Origin of the sequence: Paenibacillus sp. PK1-4R (assembly GCF_030369595.1) — a bacterium.
GTDB lineage: Bacteria > Bacillota > Bacilli > Paenibacillales > Paenibacillaceae > Paenibacillus.
In genome coordinates, this window is record NZ_CP126535.1 from 5688524 (window position 1) to 5715469 (window position 26946).

Sequence of the window (26946 nt, forward strand, 5' to 3'; positions counted from 1 at the left end):
TGGACATGTATAGCTCAAAAATATCTCAAAAAGGTTTACCGCAGTAGCACGGTTTGTATTTGGTAAGGTTTAAAAGATAGTGTAATCTGGCCATGGGTATGGGCCAGTAGTTGGACGGGTTCTTCGAGCGCGTTGGAGTGGTACGCTTGCTCAAACGCATGTGGCCATTGCAATGTGATGGTTTCGCGTTTGCCTGATGATTCATAGAAACGCAGCACGGTGCCTTGTCCATTCTCTGCCAGTTTGACGGTATCCAGAATGACATGATTACTATTAAAGTTAATCCAGGAGCCTGTTGCTGGACGTACAGGTGCCGCATTTGCAGTTGCATCTGTGGTTGAACCGACTTCAGTAACTCCGCTCTGCTGTACTGTCACCTCATGATTCAGCTCAGCCGCCTGACGTACAATATGTGCGTTTCTCCAGTCTCCGTCGTGTGGATACAGGGAATAGGTGAATTCATGTTCTCCCAGATCGGCGGTGCGATCAGGCCATTTTGGTGCTCGCAGCAAGGACAAACGAATGGTGCTTCCTTGCACGTCGTACCCATATTTGCAATCATTGAGCAGGCTCACGCCGTATCCATATTCGGATACATCCGCGAAGCGATGTCCACAGACTTCATACTGGGCTTGCTCCCAGCTTGTGTTGCGATGCGTTGGACGTTCCAGTGCGCCAAATGGAATTTCAAATGTGGCCTTGGAGGTCACCACATCAATCGGGAAACCAACTTTCAGAAGTTTGTGATTTTCGTTCCAGTTCACCTCTGTTTGGAAGTCAATTCGCCGTGAGTCATGATAAAAGACGATATCTTGTGTGATTTCCGATTGATGCAACTTCCAGCGGAAGCGCAAGACATCTTTCGTTGTACCCGCCAGCACCAGCTTTTTCTCCAACAGTTCCACTTCGCCAGCAATCTGTTCTTCATAACGACTGTCGATATCCCATGCATCCCAGAGCGTTGGACGATCGTGGAAGAAGTGAAGTTGATTGCCACGTTCACCCGGCTTCAGCATCTCACGCTCCGCGGTTTTATCCCACAGGCGGATGATCTCCCCACGTTTGTTGAACTGCACATGATAATAGGCCGTATCCCATGTATCATTAAAGGTTGGTTGTGTGGCAAGGTTCTTCATTTCCCGTACATTCGTTTCCCTTGTATTTTCCGGTACCAGCCAAATCGTTTTATATCCAAACGCCGGAATGTCTGTCACGAGAATAGACATACTGCCATCTTCCCGATCCATCCGCAGGCGCTGACCTTTTTCATCGATGCCGTAGCGATCCAAGCCATCCTGCACAGCCAATTGAACGACTGCACTTCGTTTCCAGCCCAAGCTGTTGAATACAACATAGGCTACTGAACCTTCTGGCCCCTCTGTGTTGATACCCGTTGTTAATGCTGAAACGCCTTGATCCAGTCCGGTTCTGCCCAATTCAAAAACCTGTACATATTCCTCATTCGAAGTCACGTAGGATTCCGTAATCGCCGATCCCGGTATAATATCGTGGAATTGATTCAGCAACATTAATTTCCAGCCGTCATGCAGTGCTGAACGCACTTGAACTTCGGTATTCGCCTCCATATCTGGCAGAGCGAGTGTATTCCACAGCTCAGCTTCTCGATATAGAACCTCCGCTTTCCGGTTGTTGCGCTTATTGCGCGCATGTGTCGTGTAGGTTCCCCGGTGTAACTCCAGATACAGATCGCCATGCCACTTCGGAAGTACAGGTTGCTCCTTTTCAATTCCGGCAAAGAAAGCTCCAGCTGTGCTATAACGACTCGCAGGCTGACCTACCATCAGGTCTGCGCGATCCACATACTCCAGCATCTCGCGTGTTACCCCACCGCCGCCATCTCCGTGTCCGTATAGAAGCATATGCTCCGGATGAGCCGCTTTCTCACGGTAGGACTGCCAGTGATCATGAATGTCCTTCGGCAGTGTGTGCTCGTTGACACCATGATTTAGGTAGGACAGGATCGGTGTACCGTCAATGCCCACCCAGTGGAAGAGATCGTATGGGAACACATTCGTGTCATTCCATCCGAGCTTTGTTGTCATGAAATATTCCACATTGCCATGCTTCAAAATCTGCGGCAGGGAGGCACAGTACCCGAATGTATCCGGCAACCACTCAATCTGTGACGTCTTGCCAAACTCCTCCATATAGAACCGCTGACCATACAACATCTGGCGTATCAGGGACTCCCCACTCGGGATGTTCAGATCCGGCTCAACCCACATGCCGCCAACCAGTTCCCAGCGGCCTTCTACAATCCGCTGCTTCACCCGCGCGTACAGCTCGGGATCATGCTCCTTCAGAAACGCATATAATAAGGGCTGACTCTGGGAATAGACATAGTCGGGATATTCATTCATAAGTGCATCCACGGTGGAGAAGGTACGGCTCGTTTTGCGAACCGTCTCACGTACAGGCCACAGCCAGGCAATATCAATATGGGATTGTCCCACCATATGCTCCAGACCTTCTGCGTTGCCGCCAATCTCACGCACATGATGCTTCAGATTATTCTCAATCTGACGAATACCCCCTCCCTGCTCAATCTCTTCTGCTGACATGCCTACATATTGATCCATCGCACGATACACCAGTTCTAACAGGCGAACCCGCCGAAAGTCACTTTCCGGTAGCAACACAGCCGAATCACGCACAATAATGACGGTATACATCAGACTGCGAACCGCTTCATTGGGTCTCACCAGCAGGCTCGTAATTGATGTGATCGGCGGCTGAATAACCGCCTGTTGATTCAACGGGTCTACAGGTTCAGGTACCGGGTCAAACATCTCAATCTCAAGTTCCGGAGCGTTTCCGACTTTGGATGGATCAAGCGTGACGTAGGTATGATTGCGGTCAAGGCCCTGATAAGAGTGCCCATTTACCCGAAGCAAGCCTTCTCCGCCTGTTTCAAATACAAGCCCATAAGGTGCTTGCTGCCATGTAGCAGGGATCTCCAGACGTGTTCTAAAAAAATAAGTCGTTCCCTGTTTGCTCGGAAAACGCTCAAAATCTTGGCCTTCCGGGTACTCACCCTGATCCTCATACTGTCCTGGCACATTATAATAAGCGCGGGTAATATCCCAGCTGCGCAGCTGTAATTGCTCCAGCCACTGATGTTCGGACAACTCGCGAATAAATCGTCTGATACGTTCCAAAATCTTACGCCTCCCTTACGGTCAGTTCGGCCATTTGCGTATCGTTTACGCTGCTGCCGATATGAATATGGAATTTTCCCGGTTCAACAACAGGCTTCAAGTCACGACCAATATACTGTAACTGCTCGGCTCCGATTTGGAATTCCACGGTCTGTGTCTCTCCAGGCTCCAGGTTCACTTTTGCAAACCCCTTCAGTTCCTTGGCGGGACGAGTCAGTGAGCTGACCACGTCAGCAATGTACATCTGTACAACTTCTGCACCTGCATAACGGCCGGTGTTGGTCACATTCACCGATACCGTAACTGAATCATCAGCTGTCATGGACTCAGCACTCAGCTGCGGTTCACTGTACTCAAATGTGGTATAGCTAAGTCCGTATCCAAATGCATATCGTGGCTCCAAATCCTCTTCGAGGTAACGCTTGCCTCGGGAACGTTTGCCGTTATAATAGATCGGTAATTGGCCGACATGCTTCGGAATGGAGATCGTCAATTTGCCTGACGGATTCACATCACCGAATAAAATATCTGCAATGGCATGCCCGCCCTCTTGACCCGGATACCACGCCTCCAGAATTGCATCGGCATGTTCATCTACCCAAGGTTCAGTGATGGGGCGACCATTGATGTACACAACGACAAGTTTCTTGCCGAGCTTATGAATCTCCTGAATGAGCTCCAGCTGTACTCCGGCAAGACCCAACGTCATCCTGTCGATCCCTTCGCCGCAATCCATATCATTCCAGGAGTTATCCGATACATTGGAAGCACCCGTCTTAAGATCAATCGTTCCTTCTCCAAAGTCACGTGCACTGGAACCGCCAACCACCATGATCACAGTATCCGCTTGGCTGGCTATTTCGATTGCACGCTCAAATCCTTCTTTTGAATCCCCTTTAATCCGGCAGCCTGGTGCATATAGAACCTGATCTGTGCTGCTGTCACCAGTCAAAGGACCAACAGAACTCTTCTCTGTTCGCCCATCCACATGACTAGCCAGCTTACTGCGAATCCCATCAAGTACCGTCGCCACTTTCGACTTCGGTTGCGGAGATGTGTAATCACCCAGTTGATTGTAGGCCTGATCCGCATTGGGACCAATGACGGCAATCCGACCCACATTTGCTATCGATAGAGGTAGCGTTTCAGCCTCATTTTTGAGAAGTACAATGCCTTCCGCAGCCAACTGTCGTGCCAGCTGAACATGCGCTTCACTGCCAATGACTTCTGCTGCACGATCGGCATCCACGTAAGGCTGTTCGAATAAGCCCAGTCTGAACTTCAACGCCAGCACGCGAGAGACAGCCTGATCCAGAACCTGCACATCAAGCTTGCCTTCTGTTAACGCCTGCACCAGATATTGCCCGAACATCTCACCGGACATCTCCATATCGATGCCTGCTTCAATCGCCTGTACGGAAGCTTCCATTCCATCTGCTGCGACATCATGCCCACTTGCCAGCATGTTGATCGCACCACAATCCGTAATGACCAGACCGTCAAAGCCCCAATCTTTACGCAAAACATCTTCCAACAATTCCGTATTTACCGTACAAGGTGTGCCATCAATTTCGTTATACGCCGGCATGATCGACGCCGCGCCAGCTTCCACCGCTTTGCGGAATGGATACAGATCCACTTCCAGCAGTTCACGCCAGCCCATATGTACAGGCCCTGCATTACGTCCACCTTCGGAGCTGCCGTAACCAACAAAATGTTTCAGCGTTGCCGCTACTGTATCTCCACGGTCCAGACTTTCACCCTGAAGCCCTTCCACGGAAGCAACTGCCAGTTCTCCAATGAGAAACGGATCTTCACCGAAACATTCCTCGGTACGTCCCCAGCGCGGATCACGCACAACATCCAGTACCGGAGAATAGGTGACCGCACCACCTTGGGCACGTGTCTCCCTTGCTACTGCCTGGCACATCTCCCGATACAGATCCACATTCCAGGTGCTCCCCAGTAAAAGGGGGACAGGATAGACCGTTCCGTCAATGGCCATATGACCATGCGAGCACTCTTCCCCAATCAGGATGGGAATCCCCAGTCTGGAATGCTCTACCGCATAACGTTGAATCAGATTGACCGCCTCAGCGCCTTCTCTGGCGGATAGTCCATTTTCCAGCGTAACGCCAGTCCACGGATCTGCCCGAAGCGCACCGTAAAGGGAGCCGATGCCCCCATTTTCCACTTGCCGCTTAAAGGATTCATTTAACGTGATGTTCCCTTGATCATTCGTATATGTTTGCCAGCCAAATGGCTGCGTAAGTTGGCCTACCTTTTCTTCCGTAGTCATAAGGCTCAGTAGGTGTTGTACCCGTTCTTCTAAGGATTTGCCTTGGTCCATGTAAGTCATCATTCTGCATCTCTCCAATCCTATAACGTGATCCGGTTATTCTTTGACCGCGCCCACCGTCAGACCCTGTACGAAATAACGCTGGAAGAACGGATAAGCGAATATAATCGGCAACGTAGCAAGCACAACCATCGCCATTCGGGATGTATCCTGCGGAATGGACTGCATGGCTGCCAGACTCATCGAACTGTTAGCAGAGTTCTGCTGGATAAACTGGATACTCGACTCAATCCGCATTAACATGGATTGCAGCGGTACCAGATTCGGATTATCGATGTATAATAGCGCATTGAACCAATCATTCCAGTAACCGAGTGTACTGAACAACCCGATGGTTGCAAGTCCCGGCAAGGAGAGTGGAATCACGATTTTCATAAAGGTATAGAACTCACCGGCGCCATCAATTTTGGCCGATTCAATGACTGCATCCGGCACACTAGTGGAGTAGAATGTACGCAGGATCATAATATAGAAGGCATTCATCGCCAGCGGGAGAATCAGTGCCCATAACGTATCTTTCAACCCAAGCAGCTGGGATACGACCATATAGGTTGGAATCATCCCGCCGTTGAATAACATGGTCAGAATCGCAAAGATGGAGAAAAATCTCCGGTATCTGAAGCTCTTGCGGGAAATCGCATACGCATACAGCGACATGAGAATCAGACTGATGATGGTACCGAGTACCGTCACCAGAATGGTCACTCCATACGCCCGCAGCAGCGTGTCCCCACTCTGCCAGACAAACTGATATGCCGCGAGACTCCATTCTGCCGGAATCAGACGATACCCATCACGGGCCAGTGCTTTCTCGTCCGTAAACGAGATAATGACTACAAATACAAAAGGAAATACACAGATCAGAGCAAATAGACCGGCGATGATGTTCATGATCACGTTCCATCCGTTGGATACATGATGGAAGTCGCGTTTTTTAACGAGCCTTGCTTGAGCCATAGTGGTTCACTCCTTTCCCTGTCCTAGAATAGGCTGCTATCTTTATCGATTTTGCGAACAACATAGTTGGAGATAATAACAAGAACAAAGCCCACTACGGATTGATACAATCCCGCTGCTGTACTCATGCCGATCTCACCACTAGTTTTCAAACCACGATATACATACGTATCAATAACATTTGTCACGGAATAAAGCGTACCCGAATCCCTTGGCACCTGATAGAACAGTCCAAAGTCGGCATAGAAAATGCGGCCTACGGCCAGCAAGGTCATAATCGTGATGATCGGCGACAGCAGCGGAATCGTAATGTTGCGAATCTGCTGCCATTTGCTTGCTCCATCAATCATGGCTGCTTCATACAGTGATTTATCAATCCCCAGAATGGAAGCCAGATAGACAACGCTGCTATAACCGATGGTTTTCCATAACGCTACGAATACCAGAATATACGGCCAATATTTCGCCTCGGAGTACCACTGAATTGGTTCCATCCCAAACCAGCCGATAATCTGATTCAACATCCCGCGGTCCATGCTCAAGAAGCTGAATGCGAAGTAACCAACAATAACCCAGGATAGAAAATACGGCAGAAACATACCGGTTTGATACAGTTTGGCGAGTCGTTTATTCACTAGTTCCGAGAGCAGGATTGCCAATGCCACAGCAAATACCAGTCCCAGGAAGATAATGGCGATGTTATAAAAGAGCGTGTTGCGTGTAATGAGCCATGCGTCACTTGTGCTGAACAGGAATTTGAAATTGTCCCAGCCTACCCATTCACTCTTCATCAGACTTGCCCAGAACCCTTCGCGGCTGAATCGATATTCCTTAAAGGCAGCCACGGTGCCCACGAGTGGCAAGTAGGAGAAGAAGAAGAACCAGATGGCGCCTGGCAGTACCATGAGCAACATGACTCGGTTTCTAATCAGGTTTTTCAAAAATGTAGTCATTGTGGAGATCCTCCTTCAGGCTTGAATGAAAAAGGACCGGACGCGATAATCAGCCGCCCGATCCTTACGATGTATCGTTACTTGTTTTCCGCTCTCCAGGCATCCAGTTGGCTTTGGGCTTCAGCCATTACTTTCTCCAGTCCGGCTTGATTGAACTTCTCAATCACTTGATCCAGATTGGCTGCCGGGTCCAGTGTACCTGTCATCAGTGCTGCCCAATATTGCTCTTTCACGTTCTGTACCGCCGTTAGTTCGGCAGATACATTGCTTGCATCAAAGTTAAAGCTGAGGATCGGGGAATTGACACCTTCAGCGTTGAACTTCTTGAACTCATCCCATTTGTTATCCGGGTCATTGCTGTTCAGATAGAGCAGCATGTTGTTCCCAAGGGAGTATGAAGGCATATCGTAGTTTTTCGATTCAGGCAGATTTTCCATATGCGTGTCATCCACTTTTTTGTAGTGTGTGCCCTCGATACCGGAATCCACCATATTACGCAGCACAGGATCTGTATTCAGCAGGTTCAGGAACTCCATCGCTTTCTCCGGATATTCCGAGTTGGCAGAGATCGCCATAATGGAGCCTTGTACAGATGTATTCGTTATAATTGCTTCACTTGCAGGTGTTGAAACAACTTGATAACCGTAACTTGCAGACCATTGATTGTCCGCGAGCGGTTGAGTCTGTGCACGATCCAGGAACCAGTTGCCCGATGTTGTCAGGTCGTTCGTGGAACCTGTTGTTGCCGCTTCTGCCGATACATAACCGGCTTTGTAGTACTTGTGCATCGTGGTTAGTGCTTCTTTCATTTCAGGCGTTTCCAGTATGTTTACAAGCTTATAGTCTGTTGTATCCAGCTTGATTGCCATTGGCAGATTCTGAATGACATAATCATATGGCACGTAAGGAACGTAGTTTTTATCCATGGCAAATGGTGTTACACTCGCCTCGTTTTCCTTGATCGTTTTCAGTAAAGGCTCCAGACTGTCTAACGTACGAACGCCAGAGATGTCCAGCTTGTATTTATCAACCAGCATTTGGTTAAAGCGCCATACCTCTTGTTGAGGCAGCTCTTTGTTGGCTGGAATTCCGTAATTGTGTCCGTCTACCTTGGAACCGCTGAGGAATGCAGGATCAATGGTCTTGGTAAGATCCTGACCGTATTCAGCAAGCAGGTCATCCAGTTCAAGGAATGCACCTTTTCTGGCATTTTGTACATAATCAAATCCACCAGAAGAAGTGAACAGAATGTCCATTGGCTCACCGGATGCTACGTTAACCTGCATCTTCTGCGGGTAGTCACCCCAGTCAACCATCTTCATTGTTACCGTGGCATTAATTTTCTCTTTGGTATACTTGCTCACTTCTTCCATCACTTTGTTGACGTCTTTCTGAGGGGTACCGATGGTATACCAGATCAACTCTACCGCGTCATCTCCAGCCCCCCCGGATTCCGAAGCATCTTTGCTTCCTCCACAGGCACTAAGAACAAGTGTAACGGCCATTAACAATGCAAGAACGAGTGAGAAGCGTTTTCTTTGTTTACTCATTTCTTTGATCCTCCCTTTTCGTGTTCCCTTAGGCTCTACTTACTAACTGCTTTAACCTTATCGAATGAAAGCATTTACAAAAAGAAGATAAACTTAAGTTTTCGAGGTACAAATTAAAGAGAAATCATCCTTGGACAACTATTTTGTACCTGTTTAAATAAATCGCTTACATGAAAGAGACATGCCGGGTAACGTATGCCATGATTTTCATCCATGCCATTCCTGTTCCCGATATGTCTCTTGGCTCTCTGTCCGCATAGTTGGATCTACCCGTCACCGAATTAACCAAACACCTTGAAATCAGTCGGTGAAATCCCCACATATTTGCGGAACTGTTTATAGAAATACCCCGTCTCCCAATACCCCACATTTCGGGCGATCTCATGTACCTTCAGATTGGAATTACGTAGTTGCTCCTTCGCACGTTCAATCCGGTATTTGTTGATATATTCGGCAAACGTCTCCCCCGTCTCCTTATGGAACAATTGTCCCAAATACACCGGATGCAGATGATAGTGGGCACCCAGCAGCTTCAGGGAAAGCTCTTCTGCGTAGTGTTTGTCGATATGCTGAAGCACTTGGTTTACAATTGGATTCTTCAAATCCTGCAATAGGGATTGGATCGTCTGGGACCCAACCTGCTGAAGCGCCAGCACGAGTTCATCAAAAGTACCACTGTCCAGTACAAGTTGAAGCCCTTGTTGGTATATGGCAGACTCATCCGAGTGTTTGATGCTCTCCAGTTCCATTTTGAAGCGAATCACAACTTCCAGTGCGGTATTCTGTAACTCCCCAGGCGTAAGCCCATCGCGATGCTGTTCAAAATCCATACGAATCCGGTCGGCAAGTTGTTCTGTATTGCGGGACAGAATGATTTTGGCGTATTCCCTCCAATCAATGAAAAAGGTCGCTGTTGAACTTCCGCACCTTTCCAGTATGCCATGGTCGATGACTTTAAGGTCGGGATAGATCATCACATACTGGAGTGCTTTTTTGGCCTCGGCATAACTGGTCGGCGCATGGTACAGCCCTTTCATCATTCTGCCTGCTCCAATGCGCACCGCCGGATGGGTTACGGTTATCTCATCAGATAATGCCTGCAGGCCATCCATCAACTTCTGTTCCTCGTCACTCGTACCCTGAATATTGGCAATAATGACGATGTCTCCATCGATATCATGAAATACGTTCAGATGGCGTTTGTCTCTAAGCATCTCTTCTACACGTTCAAACATGCCGGGTACTTGCCCTTTGTCACGTAGAATGGCCACAGCAACGTCCGGTGCATCCAACGAAAGGTTCATAAACTGGGCACGTTCTTCAAATTCGGTAGCTGCAATCTGTCCCGTAAGCCATCGATGAAGAATGTTATCTTTCAGAATCTGGATGCCATACGCATCATCGGCTTGAGGTGATACCGTATGATCCAGCTTGGACGCGGTGTTGCTCAGCGTGGATTCCAGTTCCTCCACATTAATCGGTTTGAGCAGATAATTTTCGATCCCCAGCTGCATACCTTCCTTCAGATATTCGAACTCATTGAAACCACTCAGGATAATGACCTTAATCTCAGGCTGCACTCGCCTTGCTTCCCGAATCAGATCGAGACCATTCATGAGTGGCATGGATATATCTGTGATCAGAATGTCCACAGGCTGAGAAGAGAGCGCTTGTAAAGCTGCTTGCCCATTACCTGCATGGCTCACAATTTCCATATCAAATGAAGACCAATCCACAATATCGTATAAACCTTCAATGATGAATGGCTCATCGTCCACAATAAACACCTTGTACATGTTAAACACCTGTCCCTTCTGTATGTGGATAACGCACCCTGATCCGTGTTCCTTCTCCGAGGGTGCTCTCTATGGTGATACCGAACTCTGGCCCATACAGGAAGCGCAATCGACTATGGACACTGCGCAGCCCGAACATCTGACCAGACTCTTCAGGACGTTCCAGTTCTTCAAGGATTTCCGTCAGGCGTGCTGGATCAATGCCTTTGCCATTATCTCTGACTTCCACTTGCACCACATCATCTGTTTCTTCCACAACAATTGATAATCGGTTATCCGAACGTTCTGTCTGAATGCCATGTACGACATAATTCTCAATGATGGGTTGCAGCGAAAGTTTCACCACAGGGTGTTGATAATAAGCAGCATCGATCTGGATCGTATATATGAAAATATCCTTGTAGCGGATTCGGAATAACTCCAGATACAAGCGACAAGCTTCCATCTCATCCTTCAGCGTATAATTTTTCTTCTGCTGTACCAGGCTCTTGAACAATACGGATAAACTATAGATCATCTCGCCAACATCTCTCGCCCCCTGGGATATCGCCCTCATCCGAATCACTTCAAGCGTATTGTAGAGAAAATGAGGGTTGATGCGCGCCTGTAATGCGACCAGCTCGGTCTCCTTCTGTTTGATCTCGGCTTTGTAGACTCGTTCAATATACAGATTCAGCTCATCCAGCATGTCGTTGAAGCTATGGGAGATCTGCCCCAGTTCATCATCTCGCGGATCGTCGATGCGAGCCGTCAAGTTGCCGTATTTCACTTTCTGCGTAAAGCGGATAATTCGACGGGTTCGTTTGGCAAAGTTAATAATGAAAAACGCCGGAACCAGCACAGCAAATAAAATACACACAATACTGATCGAGATGATGGTATTGCGAATGCCCGCATAGGTTTCAGCCATCTCTTCTACCGGAACGGTGCCAATGACCACATAACCCTGATCCGCGGAGACAAACTTGTTCACATACATGTTCTGCTCCTTTTTCATCGAATCCATATCCGTCTGATCAAACAGGGAATCGGCCACATTCACGTAGGGATACTTCTTCCCGTAATAATGATTGTTGGAGTCAAATAACACTGTCCCTTTCGCCGATAACACCACGATTTCTCCCTTGAGGTTACTCTCGTAGTTATCCAGCGCGTTACCGATTCCCTCCGAGTCAAAGAAGACAAGAAATTGGCCCTGATTCCGAAGAGTCTGTGTATTGTTAATTGGTACGCGGATGGAGTAGAGCGCAGGGTCCCATTGATTAATCTCTTTGCGAATCCAGTAATTGGGTGCACTGATATTGGGCGTTTCCATCGCCATCACGTCCGGAATATAGGAATGAGCCACATTGGCGTCCAGCTTGCGGAACTGCTTATGTTGATTAAAGGTAGACAGATCCTGCTGCTCAGCGCTATACAACATGAGTTGGTTAATCTGCGAATTACGATCCATAATGTTCTGAAAATGTTTTAACACATCGGCCGAATAGTCATCCTGATTAGCATAATATCCATTGGTCATGTGCTGAACATATTCAGCGTACGAATGATTCATCAGATAAGTAATGTTGGCGGACAGTGCCTCATTCTGATGCATATCCCTCACCATATTCTGTACCGATTCATACTGCTGATGAATGTATCGATCCACATGTTCCATCGCCGCTTTCTGGATCGCCAGTTCCCGGCGAATCGTGGAGTCGGACACTGACAGGAAGATGATATAAGACAATGTAATGATCGTGACAATGGATATCATCGAGAAAATCAGGAGCATTTTCATAAACATATTATTTTTAAAGAAATTATTGTAAACGCTAACAATTTTCAAGTCGCATGTTCCCTCCGATGCTGTATTCCTGACTATATAAGTAGAACTAAAGATTATTAACACTGACACTACGATGACAGAATAACCTTCCAATCGCTGTTATCCCCAGATTTCTTTGATTCTCTTCTCCCAAGGGAAAATCCGGTGATAGCGTATGCTTCCGATGCAGCTTTCTTTCAGAAAGCTTTTAGGCGAACGCTTCGCTTTTCCAGTTTTTTCTGTCCTCTCCTTTTTCGTGTAAATGATTAGTTTAACTATATAGAATTATATCATCAGGCTTCTGACATTAACTTGTCACCTGGAACTTTTCTTTAGTTTGTACTAGCGATTCTTTAATTTCACCCTATTTAAAAACGCTTTCATCCACTATCGTTAACCATAAGTTTAGCTTTGTGTAAAAGAATACCTTACATTCATTCCACTTGAAGGAGGAACAGCATGACACGCAAACTCAAAGCAAAAGGCATCATTCCCAAGGTAACCGCCATGGTCCTTACTACGGCTCTGCTTGGACAAGTTGTTGCATCATCCGTTTATGCCGGAGACACGCTCCCTTACACCGGTGAAAGTGCCAAAGGGGTGAATCAGCCCTATCAACACGGGTACACCTCGGCCCAGATTCTGAACTGGACACCGGAAAGTGATATCCATGGTGACCTGCTTCGTGCCCATGTTCCCTTGCAGCCCCGTAATGAAGCGTTCGCTGCCACACAGGCATATCCTGAGCTCAGCCCGGACACCCAACTGTTCACAATGAGTGGTGATTACGGCAATGCATTCTTCGATAGCACACCTTATACCAATGAATTCAGCCAGTATCTGTTTAATTATTGGCAATATACAGACTACTACAGCTATTGGCACGGCATGGCCTCTGCGGGAGTACCTGAGGAGCTGTATGACCCGAGTAAAGAGTGGACGGAGAAATACTTTGAGTTTGGTATCTTGAACATTCCGAATCCGGCCTACACCAATGCAGCCCACAAAAATGGCGTTAAGTCCATTGCTAACATCTTTTTCTCGGACAATGACCGTGGGCCTCAAACCTATAAACAAATGCTGATCCAGGATGAAAACGGTAATTTCCCTGTGGCCGAGAAACTGGCCGAGATGGCAGAATACTACAACTACGATGGATATTTCTTCAATCAGGAAGAGGTTGCCCGGGGTGTAGCCCCTGAGGATATCGCTTCCTACAAGAAATTCATGAAATATCTAAGAGATAAAGGCCTGTACGTTCAGTGGTATGATTCCACCATCAATACAACAGGCAAAATTCAATACCAGAACCAATTCAATGGGCTTAACAGCCCCTTTGTACAAGATTCCGTTCTCGGCAGAGTCTCGGATTCCATCTTCCTGAACTATGTATGGAACCACAAGATGCTCCGCGATTCCCGTGATCATGCCCTTAGCTTGGGACTGGATCCACTGGAAACCGTATTTGCTGGTGTCGAAGGTGGACATGACAAATTCGGCCGCTGGAAGCAGTCCTACGACCTGCGTCATAACCTGGATGAGAACGGTCAGCCCATGAATAGTATCGCGACATTGGGTGCCGATTTCACCCACAACGCCCTGGATGAAGAGATGGGCGATGGCAGTACCAATCATCGAGCTGAGGATGAGTACCAATGGATGACCTTTGTACGTGATCGTGCGTGGTGGTCTGGTCCAAATCAGGACCCTACGGATGCACGTCGTAATGCGTCTGCCGATCTGTCCGATGTGTATGCTTCCGGTGCAAATTGGGATGGAATCGCTGCATATCTTACCGAACGTTCCGTCATCAACGGCTCTAATTTTGCGACCAGCTTCAATACGGGCCACGGTCTGAAATATTATGAAGACGGCGCTGTCTCGAACGATAAAGAATGGTCAAATATCAACATTCAGGATATCCCTGTCACTTGGCAATGGTGGATGGATAGCGAAGGCGACAAGCTCAGTGTTGATTTTGACTACGGTCCATCTTATGAGAAAGGCGCAAGGTACAACTATGACTCCATTGGCGCGTTCAATGGCGGTAGCTCTCTCGTGGTGAACGGTACACTGAACTCGGAGAACTTCCTGCGTCTGTACAAAACCGACCTGTCCGTCAACGGACAATCCAAACTGGAGCTGACGTATAACAAACCGTCGACTAGTGACGCTTCCTCCCTGCATGTTGGGTTGATCTTCGAAGATGATCCATCCAACGTGGTCAATGTGGAAGTGCCTCAGTCAGGCCAGCATACTACAGGTTGGAAGACAACTTCGCTGGATTTGAGCGCCTATCAAGGAAAAACCATTGCCGCTATGGGATTATCCTTTGACCCGAATGGCGAGGCAATAGAGAATTACCAGATGAATATTGGCGGGATCCGCATTTCCGACGGTTCAGCGGCTGTACCGGATGCACCTACCGGATTCCATATTGCCAAAGCACTGACCAACACCAATGAATTGGTTGTCGCATGGGACATGAAGGACTATTCAGAGGTCAAACAATACAATTTATATGAAAATGGTGCCTATGTTGGTGGCGTGTATGATTCTACTTTTTATATCAAATCGCTAAAACAGCCTTCTGGTGAACTGTCCATACGTGCTGTTGGTGCAGATGGTACCGAAAGTGAAGCAACCGTCCTGCCCTACGATCTGAATGCAGCCGTTCAGGATATTGATGTGAAATTCAAAAAGAATGGCGATGCCATCGTAAGCTGGAAAAACCCGAAGAAAGTGAATGATTCGGGCAAAGGCAAAGATAAGAATACGGATAAGGACAAGGATAAAAATAAAGACAAAGGAAAAGGCAACGAGTCTATTCAGCTCACACTAGAAACAGAATATACAAAAGAACCCTTCACCAAGTCGCTTCAGGTCAAAAAAGGAAAACAATCTGCCGTCCTGACCGGACTTCCGATCAACGGTGAGCATTACGTGCTGAACATCGCTATTGGCGGGCAGAATCCGGTTACCCATACCGGACAGCTCGCAGATCTTCAGATTACACCATACGCCAAGGAAAAGGTCACGGTAAAAGATGGAAAATATACACTTGCCCTGCCCGATCTGGAAGACTGGTACAAGATCTATGTATATGAAAATGGGGTGCCACGCGAGTTCGGAGTCACTTACGTTTCGCAGAAATTCCCGTATATCATTCGGGGAAGAACAAAGCTGAGTGAACTGACCTTCACACCTGTGTCCAGCAGCAGCTCTTTGAAGCTGGTCATTGAGGATTATGCGGGCAATCAGGCCAGTACGATTTTGAGATAATACTACAAAGTATTTTTTGTGTACACCAGCATAACAGTAATGAAAACAAACAGCCCTTCACTTCCAAAAGGAAGTTGAAGGGCTGTTCTTGTTGATCTAACAATAAATATTCTACCCAACAGTTATTAAACAGCATTTTCAGTTAGCATAGTCCTTCGGATGAAATTGAGGACAGATGCTTGCGCAACTGCTTTTTGTCTATTTTATCCACGGCTGTTCTCGGCAAAGTATCCACAATGAACAGTTTAGTCGGCCATTTGTACGGAGCAAGGTGTGGCTCACAGAACGCCCGCACCTGTGTCAGATCCAAACTTTCACCGTCCCGTAACACTATGAAAGCGACGAGTTCCTCTCCTTCTTCAGGAAGAGGATGTCCGATTACGGCCGCCTCGCTTATCGCCTCATGGGTCACAATAACATGCTCCACTTCGGCACAGAACACATTGGAGCCGCCCACAATAACCATATCCTTCAAGCGATCAAACACATAAAGATAACCTTCGACATCCAGACAACCGACATCCCCAGTTCGAATCCAGCCATCGGGCATGGTCTCGGCGGTAGCCTCCAACTGGCGCCAATACCCCAGCATGGTCTGTGCACCTCGAACAACGATTTCTCCAGCCTCGCCCGTCATTATCTCACATCCGTCCGTATCTAATATCCGAACTTCGAAGGCCTGCTCACCCTGGGCAGCCAGATCAGCAGGACGACCTACGGATCGAAGGTGATGAGGATCCTCCATATGCTGAGCAGGAAAAAGGCGGCTTATGGACATTCCACATTCCGCTTGTGAGTAGTTATTCACAATGATAACTTCAGGAAATTGCGATACGACCTCCTGTAGTGTAACCGGGGAAATGATGGACCCTCCGCAGCCAATAAGCGATAGACTCTTCAAGTTTCTACCTCCTACGGATGCCTCGCGGGTAAAATCACGAAGCAGTTGGCCTACTGTGCTGAGTTGTGTAATCTGATCACGTTCAACGGCTTCCATAATGCGGTGTACATCCGCTGGGTATTCGTCTAGAAATACAAGACAGCCTCCGGCAGCCATGGTCGCCCACAGCTGGAACTGACCCACCAGATGGGATAAGTTGAGCACTAACACACGACGCTTGAGATCATGACCGAAGCCTGCAGAAGGCGTAAGTTGATTCCAAGCAGCCATACCACGATGCGAATGCATGACCCCTTTTGGCCGACCAGTTGTCCCGCCCGTATAAATCAGGACTGCCGTATCGTCTACACTTCGATTGAAATGATCTTTTGGATAGGACGCGGGTTCCTGCTGTAAAAGAGCAGCGAGCGAACTGCTATTCGTCCCTTCTTCGTCTGTCGTGAACAGTTTTGGACAATACCCAAGAAGCTTTACCGCGGCAATAGCTGCGTCAACATGTTGGTCATCATGAATAACCATATGTGGTTTTGCATCCTGAAATATCGCAGCGAGTTCAGGCACTGTTAGCATAGGAGACGGCACGAGCGGTATAGCGCCGATCCCAACTGCTGCATAAAACGCAACAACGAGCTGGGGATCTGGATCACCTAAAAGGGCAAAGCGATCGCCTGCCCGGAGACCTTCAACATACAGGCCATGGCTGAGTCTTTCAACCAGACCGTAAAGCTCCCCATAACTCATTGTTTGGCCATGTCGCATTAACGCAGGTTCCTCAGGGTACAGACTTGCTGCAATCGGCAATCGTTCGGATAGAAGCAAGCAATGACCCCCAACATTTAAATTTCCATTTTTCCGTTAAGAAAACTATGGAATAAGATGAGAGTAGCATATATCTGGAATAATAAGTAATCATTATCCCCTATTAAAACCATAAATTCTCCTAATATTACAGTTCAGCCAACAGACGATCCTGCCATTTACCCTACTTGCTAACTTAATTAGGTAGCCCTAATTACGCTGCTTTTTAAACTGAAATACAACATTTCTGGTTATCATTACGTTTATTTAGGTAACGAGTACCAAGGAGGGAATTGTCATAAGAGTAAAGACAATTTATTTTATACTCAATGTTGTAGCGTTATTTTTACTATCAGCTTGCGCGCGTGGTGTTACTGGCTCTAGTCAGCAGAATGAACTAGGTGAACCTTATCGTGTGGCGTTGGAGGAGTTAATTTCAACAGATACGGCTCTTAATGAAAACATGGAGTATGTCTCATTGGATTTCGATAAAGGAATTCCATTAAAGGATTCTGATAAGAAAAGCATTGGGGATTACCTTCACAGCAAATATAACGTAAAAATTTATAACCTAACCTATGAAGAATTGATTGAAGAAGGACTTTCTGAACAGTCTGAAAACACGCTTAAAGGGATTTTACTGAAAATTGAAAAGCAGGAGAAGCAATAAGATAATAACATTGCCATAGAGGTCAGTAAGTATCGTGCCAATGAGGGGTCGCTCTCTGCAAAAATAACATTAACCTATGAGGAAGGTAAATGGAAAGTTGCTACCCATACTCCTACAAGGGAAAGTTAAAGGATATAATTTTTTTCCAGTGAGAGTGCTAGGAAAAGTTTATTATGACAATTATGGAAGTAGCCCTTTAGGGCTTTTTTGTCCATATTTTCTGGAGTACATACCTTCCCTAAAGGTTACCAAAAAGGATCGTTAGCATTTTTGCAACGATCCCTATTGTCATCCGTTAGTTTAATGAACCTCAATTATGCATTTGAATAATTAATCGAGACCACTCCTGGTAAACTACGGAACGAAGGAGTACCCCAAGTCCCCGAAGAAGAACTTTGGCTCGTGCTCCTAGTTTGTATCCTCCCATAGTTGAACCGAAAAGAAGTATCTTTATATACTAAAAGTGAGGCCTTTACATCTAAAGTAATCTTCAACTTGTTTAATTCTTTTCCAATATACTTAACAAAAAATTCATAACGTCTTTTTAACCATTCAAATAATCTACTCATGATGTTTGTAATAATTATACATATATGAGCGATCCGGTAGGACGTCCAATTTTTTTTTGAAATAATCCCAACCTTTATTTCGCCTGGCACACTATATAATTGTCAGGAATTACAGATGCAACTATGGAGGCAAAAAATGGACTCAATTGGTAAAAACGGAAAAGAAGCGGCGGAAGCGATTCGGAGCTATGTCAAACCGATTTTCGGTTTTGCGTTAAACCGGGTCAAGCAGCGGGCCGAGGCGGAGGATCTGGCTCAGGAGATTATGCTGCAGTTGTTGAAATCCTTCTCTGGGGTGCGGGACATTAGAAGCCTTGACGCTTACGTCTGGACGGTTGCCCGATACACTTGGGTGAATTGGTTGAAAAAGCGTGCGCACGCTCCCCAAGCGATTGAAATCAACGGCATGTCCGAACTGTCTGCCGCCCCTTCCCGGGAGCCGCTTGACCGGCTGCTGGTAACCGAAGCTTACCGCGAACTGCGCCGAGAAGTCGCGTTTCTATCCGACATCCATCGCCGGATCGTAGTCATGCATTACTACGACGAGCTTAAAATCGGCGATATCGCGATTGCTCTGAACATTCCTGTCAACACGGTGAAGTGGCATTTGAGCGAGGCTAAAAAGAAGTTACGGAAAGGGATGAAACGTATGCGTGCAACAGGAACTTTAAGTGTCAATCCGGTCAGCATGGGGGAAATGGGCCATTCCGGTTCGGCCGGCAGTCTGGGCGAAACCAACGATTTTCTTGGACGCGCCTTGGCGCAAAATATCGTTTACGCGGCTTATCACAAGGCGCGTACCGTACATCAAATCGCGGAGGAGCTAGGAATGCCGCCGTCTTTACTGGAAGGCGAAGTCCGGCACCTGGCCGATTACAATTTTCTCATCCAAACCTCTCCCGGCAAATATCAAAGCAATACCATCGTCTGGGACCTCTTCGAGTTGGCCGTAGCCGGTCATCAATACTGGCAAGATTGCGCCGCCGAAGTGGCCGATGTTCATTTCGACGCGTTAATGGAAGTTCGCCGGCAAGTCGAGGATAGCGGAGTGTACGTTCCGGACGGCGACTATAACTTCCTGCTCTGGACCTTGCTGCCCAAGAACGTCGAGGAGCAATCATGGCGGAGCATGCCGGCGGGCGAAAACTTCGATGCGGTCGCACCAATGCGAAAGGACGGAGGTCAGTATATTGCCTATGCGGCGTTAAACCAGAGCCACAGTTCCGATCCGGGTTTTGATTTGAGTAGTTACGTCACCTTCGGTCCGTCGCTCCGCTACGTCGAAGACACTCCCTTATACTTGTGGCAATTCAATACTTACTGGAGCGACCGCCAGATGGATTGGCGTTTCCTGGAATACCGGAATGTCGAGATTTGTCATGCGTTCCAACAAGGGGAACTGCCCGACAACGAAGAGAACGCCGAGCAATATTCGTTCCTGCTGGAGAAGGGCTACATCCGCAAGACGGAGGAGGGGTACAAGTTCAATGCGGTTTGGATCGACTCTAAGCAAACGTTGGATCGGTTGAACAAGGCAATGCCGGATTTGTCCGCTCTGTATGCGCCTGCTGTCGGCAAGCTCTACGACAAAATGCTCAACCTGTTCCTGCAAAATCAGCCGAAGCATTTGGAGCCGCAGCTTGCTTACATGGTGAGAGGCAACACCGGCGGAGGCCGGCTTGTCGCTTATATTTTGAAGCATTTGATCGATAACGGTAAGTTGAAACCGCCGTTGCCGCACCAGCAGAAGACGATTTCAACCTGGATGGGGCCGGTCAAGTAAGTCGGTTCGGAAATGTATACGAAGAATAGCCGTTCCCGGGCGGTGGCCATTTTTACACAAAACTCTGTCTGTCCAACGAAGTGATTAGGACATCGCTATTTCAACGTGGCCCCCTCCCAACCTAACTCCGCCCGTCCCTCTTTCAGTTTTACGGAGATCATTTTCCCTCCTGTACATTAAAGTGGGTTATTGTCTATTAAATGAAAAATGCTCCCGTACCTGTGGCTAAAAGGTACGGGAGCATTTTAATTAGCTGTTGAAGTAGTGCGATTGTTCGAGGTCGGGAATCAGTGCGGGTTGTACAGGGCGCCATCCCAGAAGTTCCTGAGTTGCAATGCTTGATCTCGGGATATCAAGCATTGAAAGTGTGCTGAGAAAGCCGAAGTGGGTCTCTGCCTCTTCACGTGAAATACTGACTACAGGTACGTTCAGTTGCTTACCTATAACACTCGCGATGTCGCGGAATGGCACACCTTCATCTGCGACACCATCCAGTCTTGCACCGGCGGGTGCCTCTTCTAACGCAAGTCGGTATAAATGTGCGGCATCAAGGCGGTGCACAGCTGGCCACCGATTGTTCCCCTCTTCTATATAAGCTGAAAAGCCCTTTGTTTTGGCAATATTGATTAGTCTTGGTACAAATCCTGTATCACCCGCTCCGTGTACTGACGGACAAAGCTCTACAATCGATGTCCGCACTCCGCGCTCTGCCAGCGATAACACTACGTTCTCTGCTGCAGCTCCATTTGCGTGCGTAGTGATTACGAAGGGTTTACCAGATCCTTCAAGTGCTGCTCCCATCGCTTCTACGGCATGCAGATCTGTTGTGAGTGCTCCAGCGAAGTTCGAGAAGTCGTGGTTGAATGCCAGATGAATGACGCCTTCCGCAGCAGCCACGCCACTACGAAGGCTGTCGAGATCCTCGATGTCACCACGGTGAACTTCGGCCCCAGCCTCTTTTAGTTTCGCAGCGCTATTGTCTGAGCGCACAAGACCGGTGACCTGATGACCGGCATCAATGAGTTCGCGGATGACAGCGGAACCGATATAACCTGTTGCTCCTGTTACGAAAACACGCATTATGAAATCCCCCTTAAGCTACTATATATAATTGTATAAACGATAATTACCACGCAATGGGTCCATCCTCATCTGAAAATGTTCCTGTTGGACCGTCTGCTCCAATCATGGCAAGCCGAACCGCCTCACGCGCCCCTTGTTCCACACTACGAGTACCAGCAAAATTATTAAGCGCAGTCGATGTGAAGCCTGGACATGCCGCATTGACCTTGATGTTAGTGGATTCAAGCGCAAATGCAAAGGCAAGTGTCACCGCATGAACAGCCGATTTGGATGCCGAATAGGCACCAAACATCGCACGATGCGAGTTTTCCGGAATAGAGTTCCAGCTAAGGGAGCCGCCGGTACTGCCCATATTTACGATACGTGCTGCCGGGGCCTCCCGCAAAAGTGGCAACATCGCCTGCGTGACAGCAATAACACCAAAAACATTAGTCTCATAAACTGTACGAATATCATCAAGTGAAGCAACGGTCAAAAGACCACTCGCCGCGCCCCCGTTCGGAAACGGATCACCCGATCTGCCTGCGTGCGAGATCCCCGCATTGTTCACAAGTACATCGAGACGTCCGAATTCGTTCCGAATACGTTCTGCTGCTGCAGCGATAGAGCTCTCATCTGCAACGTCGAGCTGGAGAGCGTGTGCATTTGAACCGATGCTATTTGAGGCAGTTTCTCCATTCTCGATGCTACGAGATCCGACGAGCACGGTGAATCCGTGTTCCGTGAGGTCCTTCGCAATTTGAAGGCCGATACCTTTGTTAGCCCCAGTGACCAGAGCGACGGGTTTATTTTGCATAGTTATAATCTCCTTTTTTTGCGATTGGTGGGCAACGCGACTTAAGTTGACGTGTCAACCATAGATCAAATTTAGCACATTGAAGTTGACGCGTCAACCATGTTATTATGCACCTATGGATAAAAACGAACTTAACGAAGAAGAAATGCGAATATGGCATATGTGGAAAGGTTCCTTTCAGAGCATCTTCGGTCGTGTTGTCAAAGATATGTCCGATCACTCAGGACTGTCAGAGGGTGATTTTGGAGTATTGGACCGATTAGTCCTTTTTGGCGACGGTAGCCTTCGCCAACAGGAATTAGCCGACTCTATGGCCTGGGATAAAAGTAGGTTATCTCATCACTTGAAGCGTATGGAAAAACGAGGACTAGTGATGAGGAAACCATTAGACAACGATCGCGGAGTACAAGTCAGTATCACTTCTTCTGGAAAATCAATGTTAGATGATGCCCGTCCCTTCCTCTCCAAGGCAATTCGCAAACATTTTTTTGAGCAATTAACCGAACAAGATATTGAGTTGATTACTAAGTTGGCGGAAAGGACAAACGCAGGGTCTTAGCTTACTATGGTATAAAGTCCCGCCATTGGGACCACGTTTAATACCATGAAATGAAGAATGGATAGGAATTCAGCTGTATGCTGATTACCTATCCATTTCTTTTCCTTTTTTTGAATATTTAAAAAAATCAGAACGAATATTCAGTGTTTTTTTAGTGAGTATATATCTATTGTGTTAGAAATCATTTGAATTTCAAATGAATTGTATGAAGTTATACCCATTTTTGAAATGAGATCAATCAAAGAAAATTCCCAACTCAAGTATTCTAGTGGCAAAGGGGAAAACATGGTATGGTTGTAATAAGACTAATGATTAGCTATTCATTCGAATCGAATCTCATCTATCCAGATTGTACTTTTGCCACCATGCCAGAAAGTCATCGTCAGTTGTCCTGGGCTGCTGCGATCTATCCCCTTTGCTGCCAAATCAATCGCAACTTCTTTAAAACTGGTTGTTATCTTATCCCCGCTGAAAGCTGCCAGTGTTTGGGACGCTCCGCCGATCGAGAGCTGCATATGATGTTGTTCACCGCCGTGTTCACCTCTGATTCTAATTACCATTTTTGAATAATCCCCTATGTTTTGCTTAATATCAGAGCCAAACCATCCGTTATTGTTATACTGAAGCTTCAACGCCCCGGATTCAATGACACCTGCATCGTTTACGAACCCGTTTGCTCCCGTCCATTTGTTAATACCATTGCTTCCCGGCCAGCTCATTAAGTCGTTAAATTCATCTAGGACTAAACCGCTACTTCCGCTACTATAACCGCCGTCATATGGAGTTTGAGTTAAGCTATACGAAAGTGTATTTTCAGACTTCAAGCTGTCGAAAGGCCCGATGTTCTGGTTAGCAGGATCCATGCCAATGCCCACTTTTCCAAGCGGTGTCCTGCCGCCGGTATAATAATTTGCATTGGCAAATCTTGCACTCGGACGATTGCCGTAAGGATCAAGAATGGACAGCGCCAAGGTGTAAGTACCCGCTGGCAGGTTGGAAGGGATATCAAATTCCCCGGAAACTTGCTGATCCGAAGGCGTCTGATCATATTGACGCGTAGAGCTGTTCCAATCGTCACCTGGCATCCAATTCCGAATATCCACATTGTTGAAAATGCCCTTCCAAGCAACTGTGCGATCGCTCCTCAGCAAGCTGACTTCAACGGGCCAGTTATAATAGAACGGGGAAGAACCCTTGTTTACAACTTGAAAAGATACTTTCATTTTCTTACCTGGCTGAACGTTCTCGGAAAATGTCGCTTGATTGATGACGAATCGATATCCGAGTTCCTTCTGCATCAGTGCAGCTCCCTGAGAGACAGCGGGATTTTGGGCATCGTACAGGTCAATCCACCCTAGACTGGTCGTATGCGTCTTTTTGATCCAATCGATAACATAATTCAGATGCTTTATATCGCTTAAAGTATCATCCGGAGAATCGCCAGGCTGGATATGTTTCTGTCCCCAATCATAAGCAACCTCGCCGCCGTTGACTTGCGTTCTCCAGTTATCTCTAGCAACAATGCCTTCACCACCTTCCAGATCATCAATTAATGCGAATGAGTCCCACAGAAGTCCGAAATCATAATTCTGGAACGTATCGGGATAACGCACTTGAACTTTCTTGTTTTGAAAAGCTTGCTCGGCAGCGTCGCCTAAAGCTGTCTGGAAGCTAAGCGGAATCCGATCGGTCTCATCGGCAAGTTGATCCGGGTAAATATGATGTTCTCCCCAATTACCCCACAATCCCAGCTCCACATAAGCAACACGGGGATCGTTATCCCAAGCTTGACCAAGCTTTTGAATAAATGCAACGAGACGATCTTTCAATATATTTGTTGTCCAACGTGTAGCCAAGTCACCACTAGGAACCCCAGGGGGCCAAAACTCTCCTTCGTTCGGATATACGATGAGAACACGAGGAATAACTTTTTTATTCTGACTTTCAATGCCTTCCCAGGCTGCATTGCTCCAATCCATGATTTTCTGAACAGAGTCCGATGATGCATTTTCCAAGTCCGTGTATTTGATATAGTGCTTAAAAACAGTTCCGTATTCATGACTCGGAAATTTAGTGTCATTCATAAACCGTGTAGGTCTAAACCCCTTAAAAGGATTCTTGAAAGCCTCTTGCGTTTCAGTTAGATTAACGGTGATCATACCAGCTGCTGCGGACGTTTTAGGAAACATTACCGCTAATGGTCCTCCTATTAATAACCCAAGAGTTAATAACATGGCCATTGATTTAAGTGATTTTCTCTTCATTAATGAATACTCCTAATATCTGATATAAAGTTTCTTTTTCTAGTGTTAAATTAAGTTTGCATCAACAAACATAAGTCTTACATTATGTATCCGTATTTCTCTGAATCGGTTGTTTCTCAACAATTAACAACCTAAATGAAACAATCTTTTTCATTTTGTGATCTTGTTTTCACCTCACCAGCCCAGTAAGTTACTCCAAGATGGCTAAGCTAAGATGTGTGTAGCTCATGGTGGATTCTCCTTGTGTGAAAGGTGTGTTATGGTGACTTCACTCTACACGAATCCGACCATGTGCCCTTATTTATACTTCACACTACAATCCGTCATAGCAAACAACCGCTAACCCACATATTTATGAATTAGCGGCTACAAATTTATCTGTTCACAAAAGCTACATCATTTTCGAAGTATCTTATATTCAATAGTTCGGACCACCGCGTTTAGGGCTTTATTGAAGGTTCGGAGTACTTTGCGGCGATTAGCTGGTAAGGCGCTCCTTTTAACTCTGACCAATATATCGCCTCTGGCGATCTTGTAGTCAAAAGTATTGAACTTCACATCAAAAACCTCTTGAGGATCATAGAAGCTTTCAATCTTCAATTTTAGAAAACGGCGATTTGATTTTAAAGAATTCTTTATACGTTATTGGTTTTCGGCCAATCAGACGTTCAAGATCTCCAGACGTCTCCGAGAATTCTCCAGTGTTGATTCCTCGCACCCAACCTAATAAGAAATCAGTCATAAGAACAGGTAAACCATTCGCTACCATAGTGTCTATATATTCTTTTTCGCTAATTGCCTCATAAGGGATATTCATCTCATTAATCTCCGAGAGAGCTTCAGCGATGTCTGCAAAAGAGCTTCCCTCGCTGCCACTTAAAGTATATGACTTATTTTCGTGCCCGTTTTGAGTGAGAACGGCTACGTTGGCTGCCGCCAAATCGTCCAGAGATGCAGCGGCTACTTTACCGGAACCCGCGGGTACTCGCACGCCGACTTTAAGCGCATCTCCGAAATACGAATGCATGACTTCAAGATACGGTGGATTCCGCAAAATAGTATAGTCTAATCCGGATGCTTTAAGCGTTTGTTCAGCAAATAAGTCTGACATCGATACTTCGGGCACAATAAGATTTGAATTTTCTCTTCGTATGATCGACGTAAAAATCACTTGTTTGACACCAGCCTGTTTTGCAGCTGCGATGACATTGAAATGTTGCGTATTGCGGTCGGTAAATGCTTGCGCGGAAATAAGCATTACTTTTTCAACACCATTAAAAGCCCGCAGAAGTGAGTTATAATCAAAATAGTCGCCCTTGTGAGCTTCTATACCTTCTTTAACAAACTTTTTTATTTTTTCGGATTCCGGATCACGTACCAATACAGCGATCTGATTTGACGGAACTTTTTTCAGAAGAAGCTCTAGTGTCCTGCTGCCGAGATTACCTGTTGCACCAGTAATAAGTATTTTCCCCATATGAATAACCCCTTTGTACTTTTATTAATGCTTAAATTTTATACTAGAAACCAATAAGGACTTCGAATCGTTGACCAGTTTTATGACTATATGATTGACTGAAAGCCCTTAACGTTAGAGGGTGCATGAATATGGAAGTCGGTAAATGTCCACAAATTAC

General features: G+C 46.7%; 16 protein-coding genes. 4 read left to right on the plus strand and 12 right to left on the minus strand.

From position 1 onward, the window contains the following. Positions 1-35: 35 nt before the first annotated feature. From QNO02_RS24710 to QNO02_RS24740, 7 genes are all read right to left on the minus strand, one after another. The gene (locus QNO02_RS24710; protein ID WP_289390313.1) at positions 36-3179 is read right to left on the minus strand and encodes an alpha-mannosidase; all 3144 of its coding nucleotides are present in this window, start codon (positions 3177-3179) and stop codon (positions 36-38) included. Between the two features lie 4 nt (positions 3180-3183). After that, positions 3184-5538: a glycoside hydrolase family 3 N-terminal domain-containing protein gene (locus QNO02_RS24715; RefSeq protein ID WP_434060090.1), complete on the minus strand. Its 2355-nt coding sequence runs from the start codon at positions 5536-5538 to the stop codon at positions 3184-3186. A 36-nt stretch (positions 5539-5574) separates the two neighbouring features. Next, on the minus strand, positions 5575-6495 hold the full coding sequence (locus QNO02_RS24720) for a carbohydrate ABC transporter permease (protein WP_289390314.1): 921 nt from the start codon (positions 6493-6495) through the stop codon (positions 5575-5577). A 23-nt stretch (positions 6496-6518) separates the two neighbouring features. Beyond that, complete coding sequence (locus QNO02_RS24725) at positions 6519-7448, minus strand: ABC transporter permease (protein ID WP_091037846.1); 930 nt, start codon at positions 7446-7448, stop codon at positions 6519-6521. A gap of 77 nt (positions 7449-7525) precedes the next feature. Beyond that, entirely contained in the window at positions 7526-8998 is a 1473-nt protein-coding gene (locus QNO02_RS24730) for an ABC transporter substrate-binding protein (RefSeq protein WP_036673370.1), read from the minus strand. 281 nt (positions 8999-9279) lie between these two features. Beyond that, on the minus strand, positions 9280-10794 hold the full coding sequence (locus tag QNO02_RS24735; protein ID WP_289390315.1) for a response regulator transcription factor: 1515 nt from the start codon (positions 10792-10794) through the stop codon (positions 9280-9282). Between the two features lies 1 nt (position 10795). Then, the gene (locus tag QNO02_RS24740; protein WP_434060088.1) at positions 10796-12625 is read right to left on the minus strand and encodes a sensor histidine kinase; all 1830 of its coding nucleotides are present in this window, start codon (positions 12623-12625) and stop codon (positions 10796-10798) included. A gap of 438 nt (positions 12626-13063) precedes the next feature. On the opposite strand from QNO02_RS24740, the gene QNO02_RS24745 reads away from it, so the two are divergent. Next, the gene (locus QNO02_RS24745) at positions 13064-15886 is read left to right on the plus strand and encodes an endo-beta-N-acetylglucosaminidase (protein ID WP_289390316.1); all 2823 of its coding nucleotides are present in this window, start codon (positions 13064-13066) and stop codon (positions 15884-15886) included. Between the two features lie 142 nt (positions 15887-16028). Here the strand turns inward: QNO02_RS24745 and QNO02_RS24750 are convergent, their stop codons facing one another. Beyond that, positions 16029-17606: a class I adenylate-forming enzyme family protein gene (locus QNO02_RS24750; RefSeq protein ID WP_289390317.1), complete on the minus strand. Its 1578-nt coding sequence runs from the start codon at positions 17604-17606 to the stop codon at positions 16029-16031. Positions 17607-18000: 394 nt separating this feature from the next. Here QNO02_RS24750 and QNO02_RS24755 point away from each other — a divergent pair, with 394 nt between their 5' ends. Then, positions 18001-18255 carry a hypothetical protein gene (locus tag QNO02_RS24755; RefSeq protein WP_289390318.1) on the plus strand — a complete coding sequence of 85 codons (255 nt, stop codon included), beginning with the start codon at positions 18001-18003 and terminating at the stop codon, positions 18253-18255. 705 nt (positions 18256-18960) lie between these two features. Then, positions 18961-20607: an RNA polymerase sigma factor gene (locus tag QNO02_RS24760; RefSeq protein WP_165980397.1), complete on the plus strand. Its 1647-nt coding sequence runs from the start codon at positions 18961-18963 to the stop codon at positions 20605-20607. Positions 20608-20856: 249 nt separating this feature from the next. Here the strand turns inward: QNO02_RS24760 and QNO02_RS24765 are convergent, their stop codons facing one another. Beyond that, positions 20857-21687, minus strand: coding sequence for an SDR family oxidoreductase (locus QNO02_RS24765; protein WP_289390319.1), 831 nt, complete (start codon positions 21685-21687; stop codon positions 20857-20859). Positions 21688-21733: 46 nt separating this feature from the next. Beyond that, positions 21734-22486: an SDR family oxidoreductase gene (locus QNO02_RS24770; RefSeq protein WP_289390320.1), complete on the minus strand. Its 753-nt coding sequence runs from the start codon at positions 22484-22486 to the stop codon at positions 21734-21736. A gap of 115 nt (positions 22487-22601) precedes the next feature. Here QNO02_RS24770 and QNO02_RS24775 point away from each other — a divergent pair, with 115 nt between their 5' ends. Then, positions 22602-23045 (plus strand): MarR family winged helix-turn-helix transcriptional regulator, encoded by a 444-nt coding sequence (locus QNO02_RS24775; protein WP_133387028.1) that lies wholly within the window; start codon positions 22602-22604, stop codon positions 23043-23045. Positions 23046-23365: 320 nt separating this feature from the next. Here the strand turns inward: QNO02_RS24775 and QNO02_RS24780 are convergent, their stop codons facing one another. Together QNO02_RS24780 and QNO02_RS24785 are read right to left on the minus strand one after the other, a co-directional pair. Beyond that, positions 23366-25234, minus strand: a complete 1869-nt coding sequence (locus QNO02_RS24780) for a DUF4832 domain-containing protein (protein ID WP_289390321.1) — start codon at positions 25232-25234, stop codon at positions 23366-23368. A gap of 664 nt (positions 25235-25898) precedes the next feature. Beyond that, on the minus strand, positions 25899-26786 hold the full coding sequence (locus tag QNO02_RS24785; RefSeq protein ID WP_289390322.1) for an SDR family oxidoreductase: 888 nt from the start codon (positions 26784-26786) through the stop codon (positions 25899-25901). Positions 26787-26946: the final 160 nt, after the last annotated feature.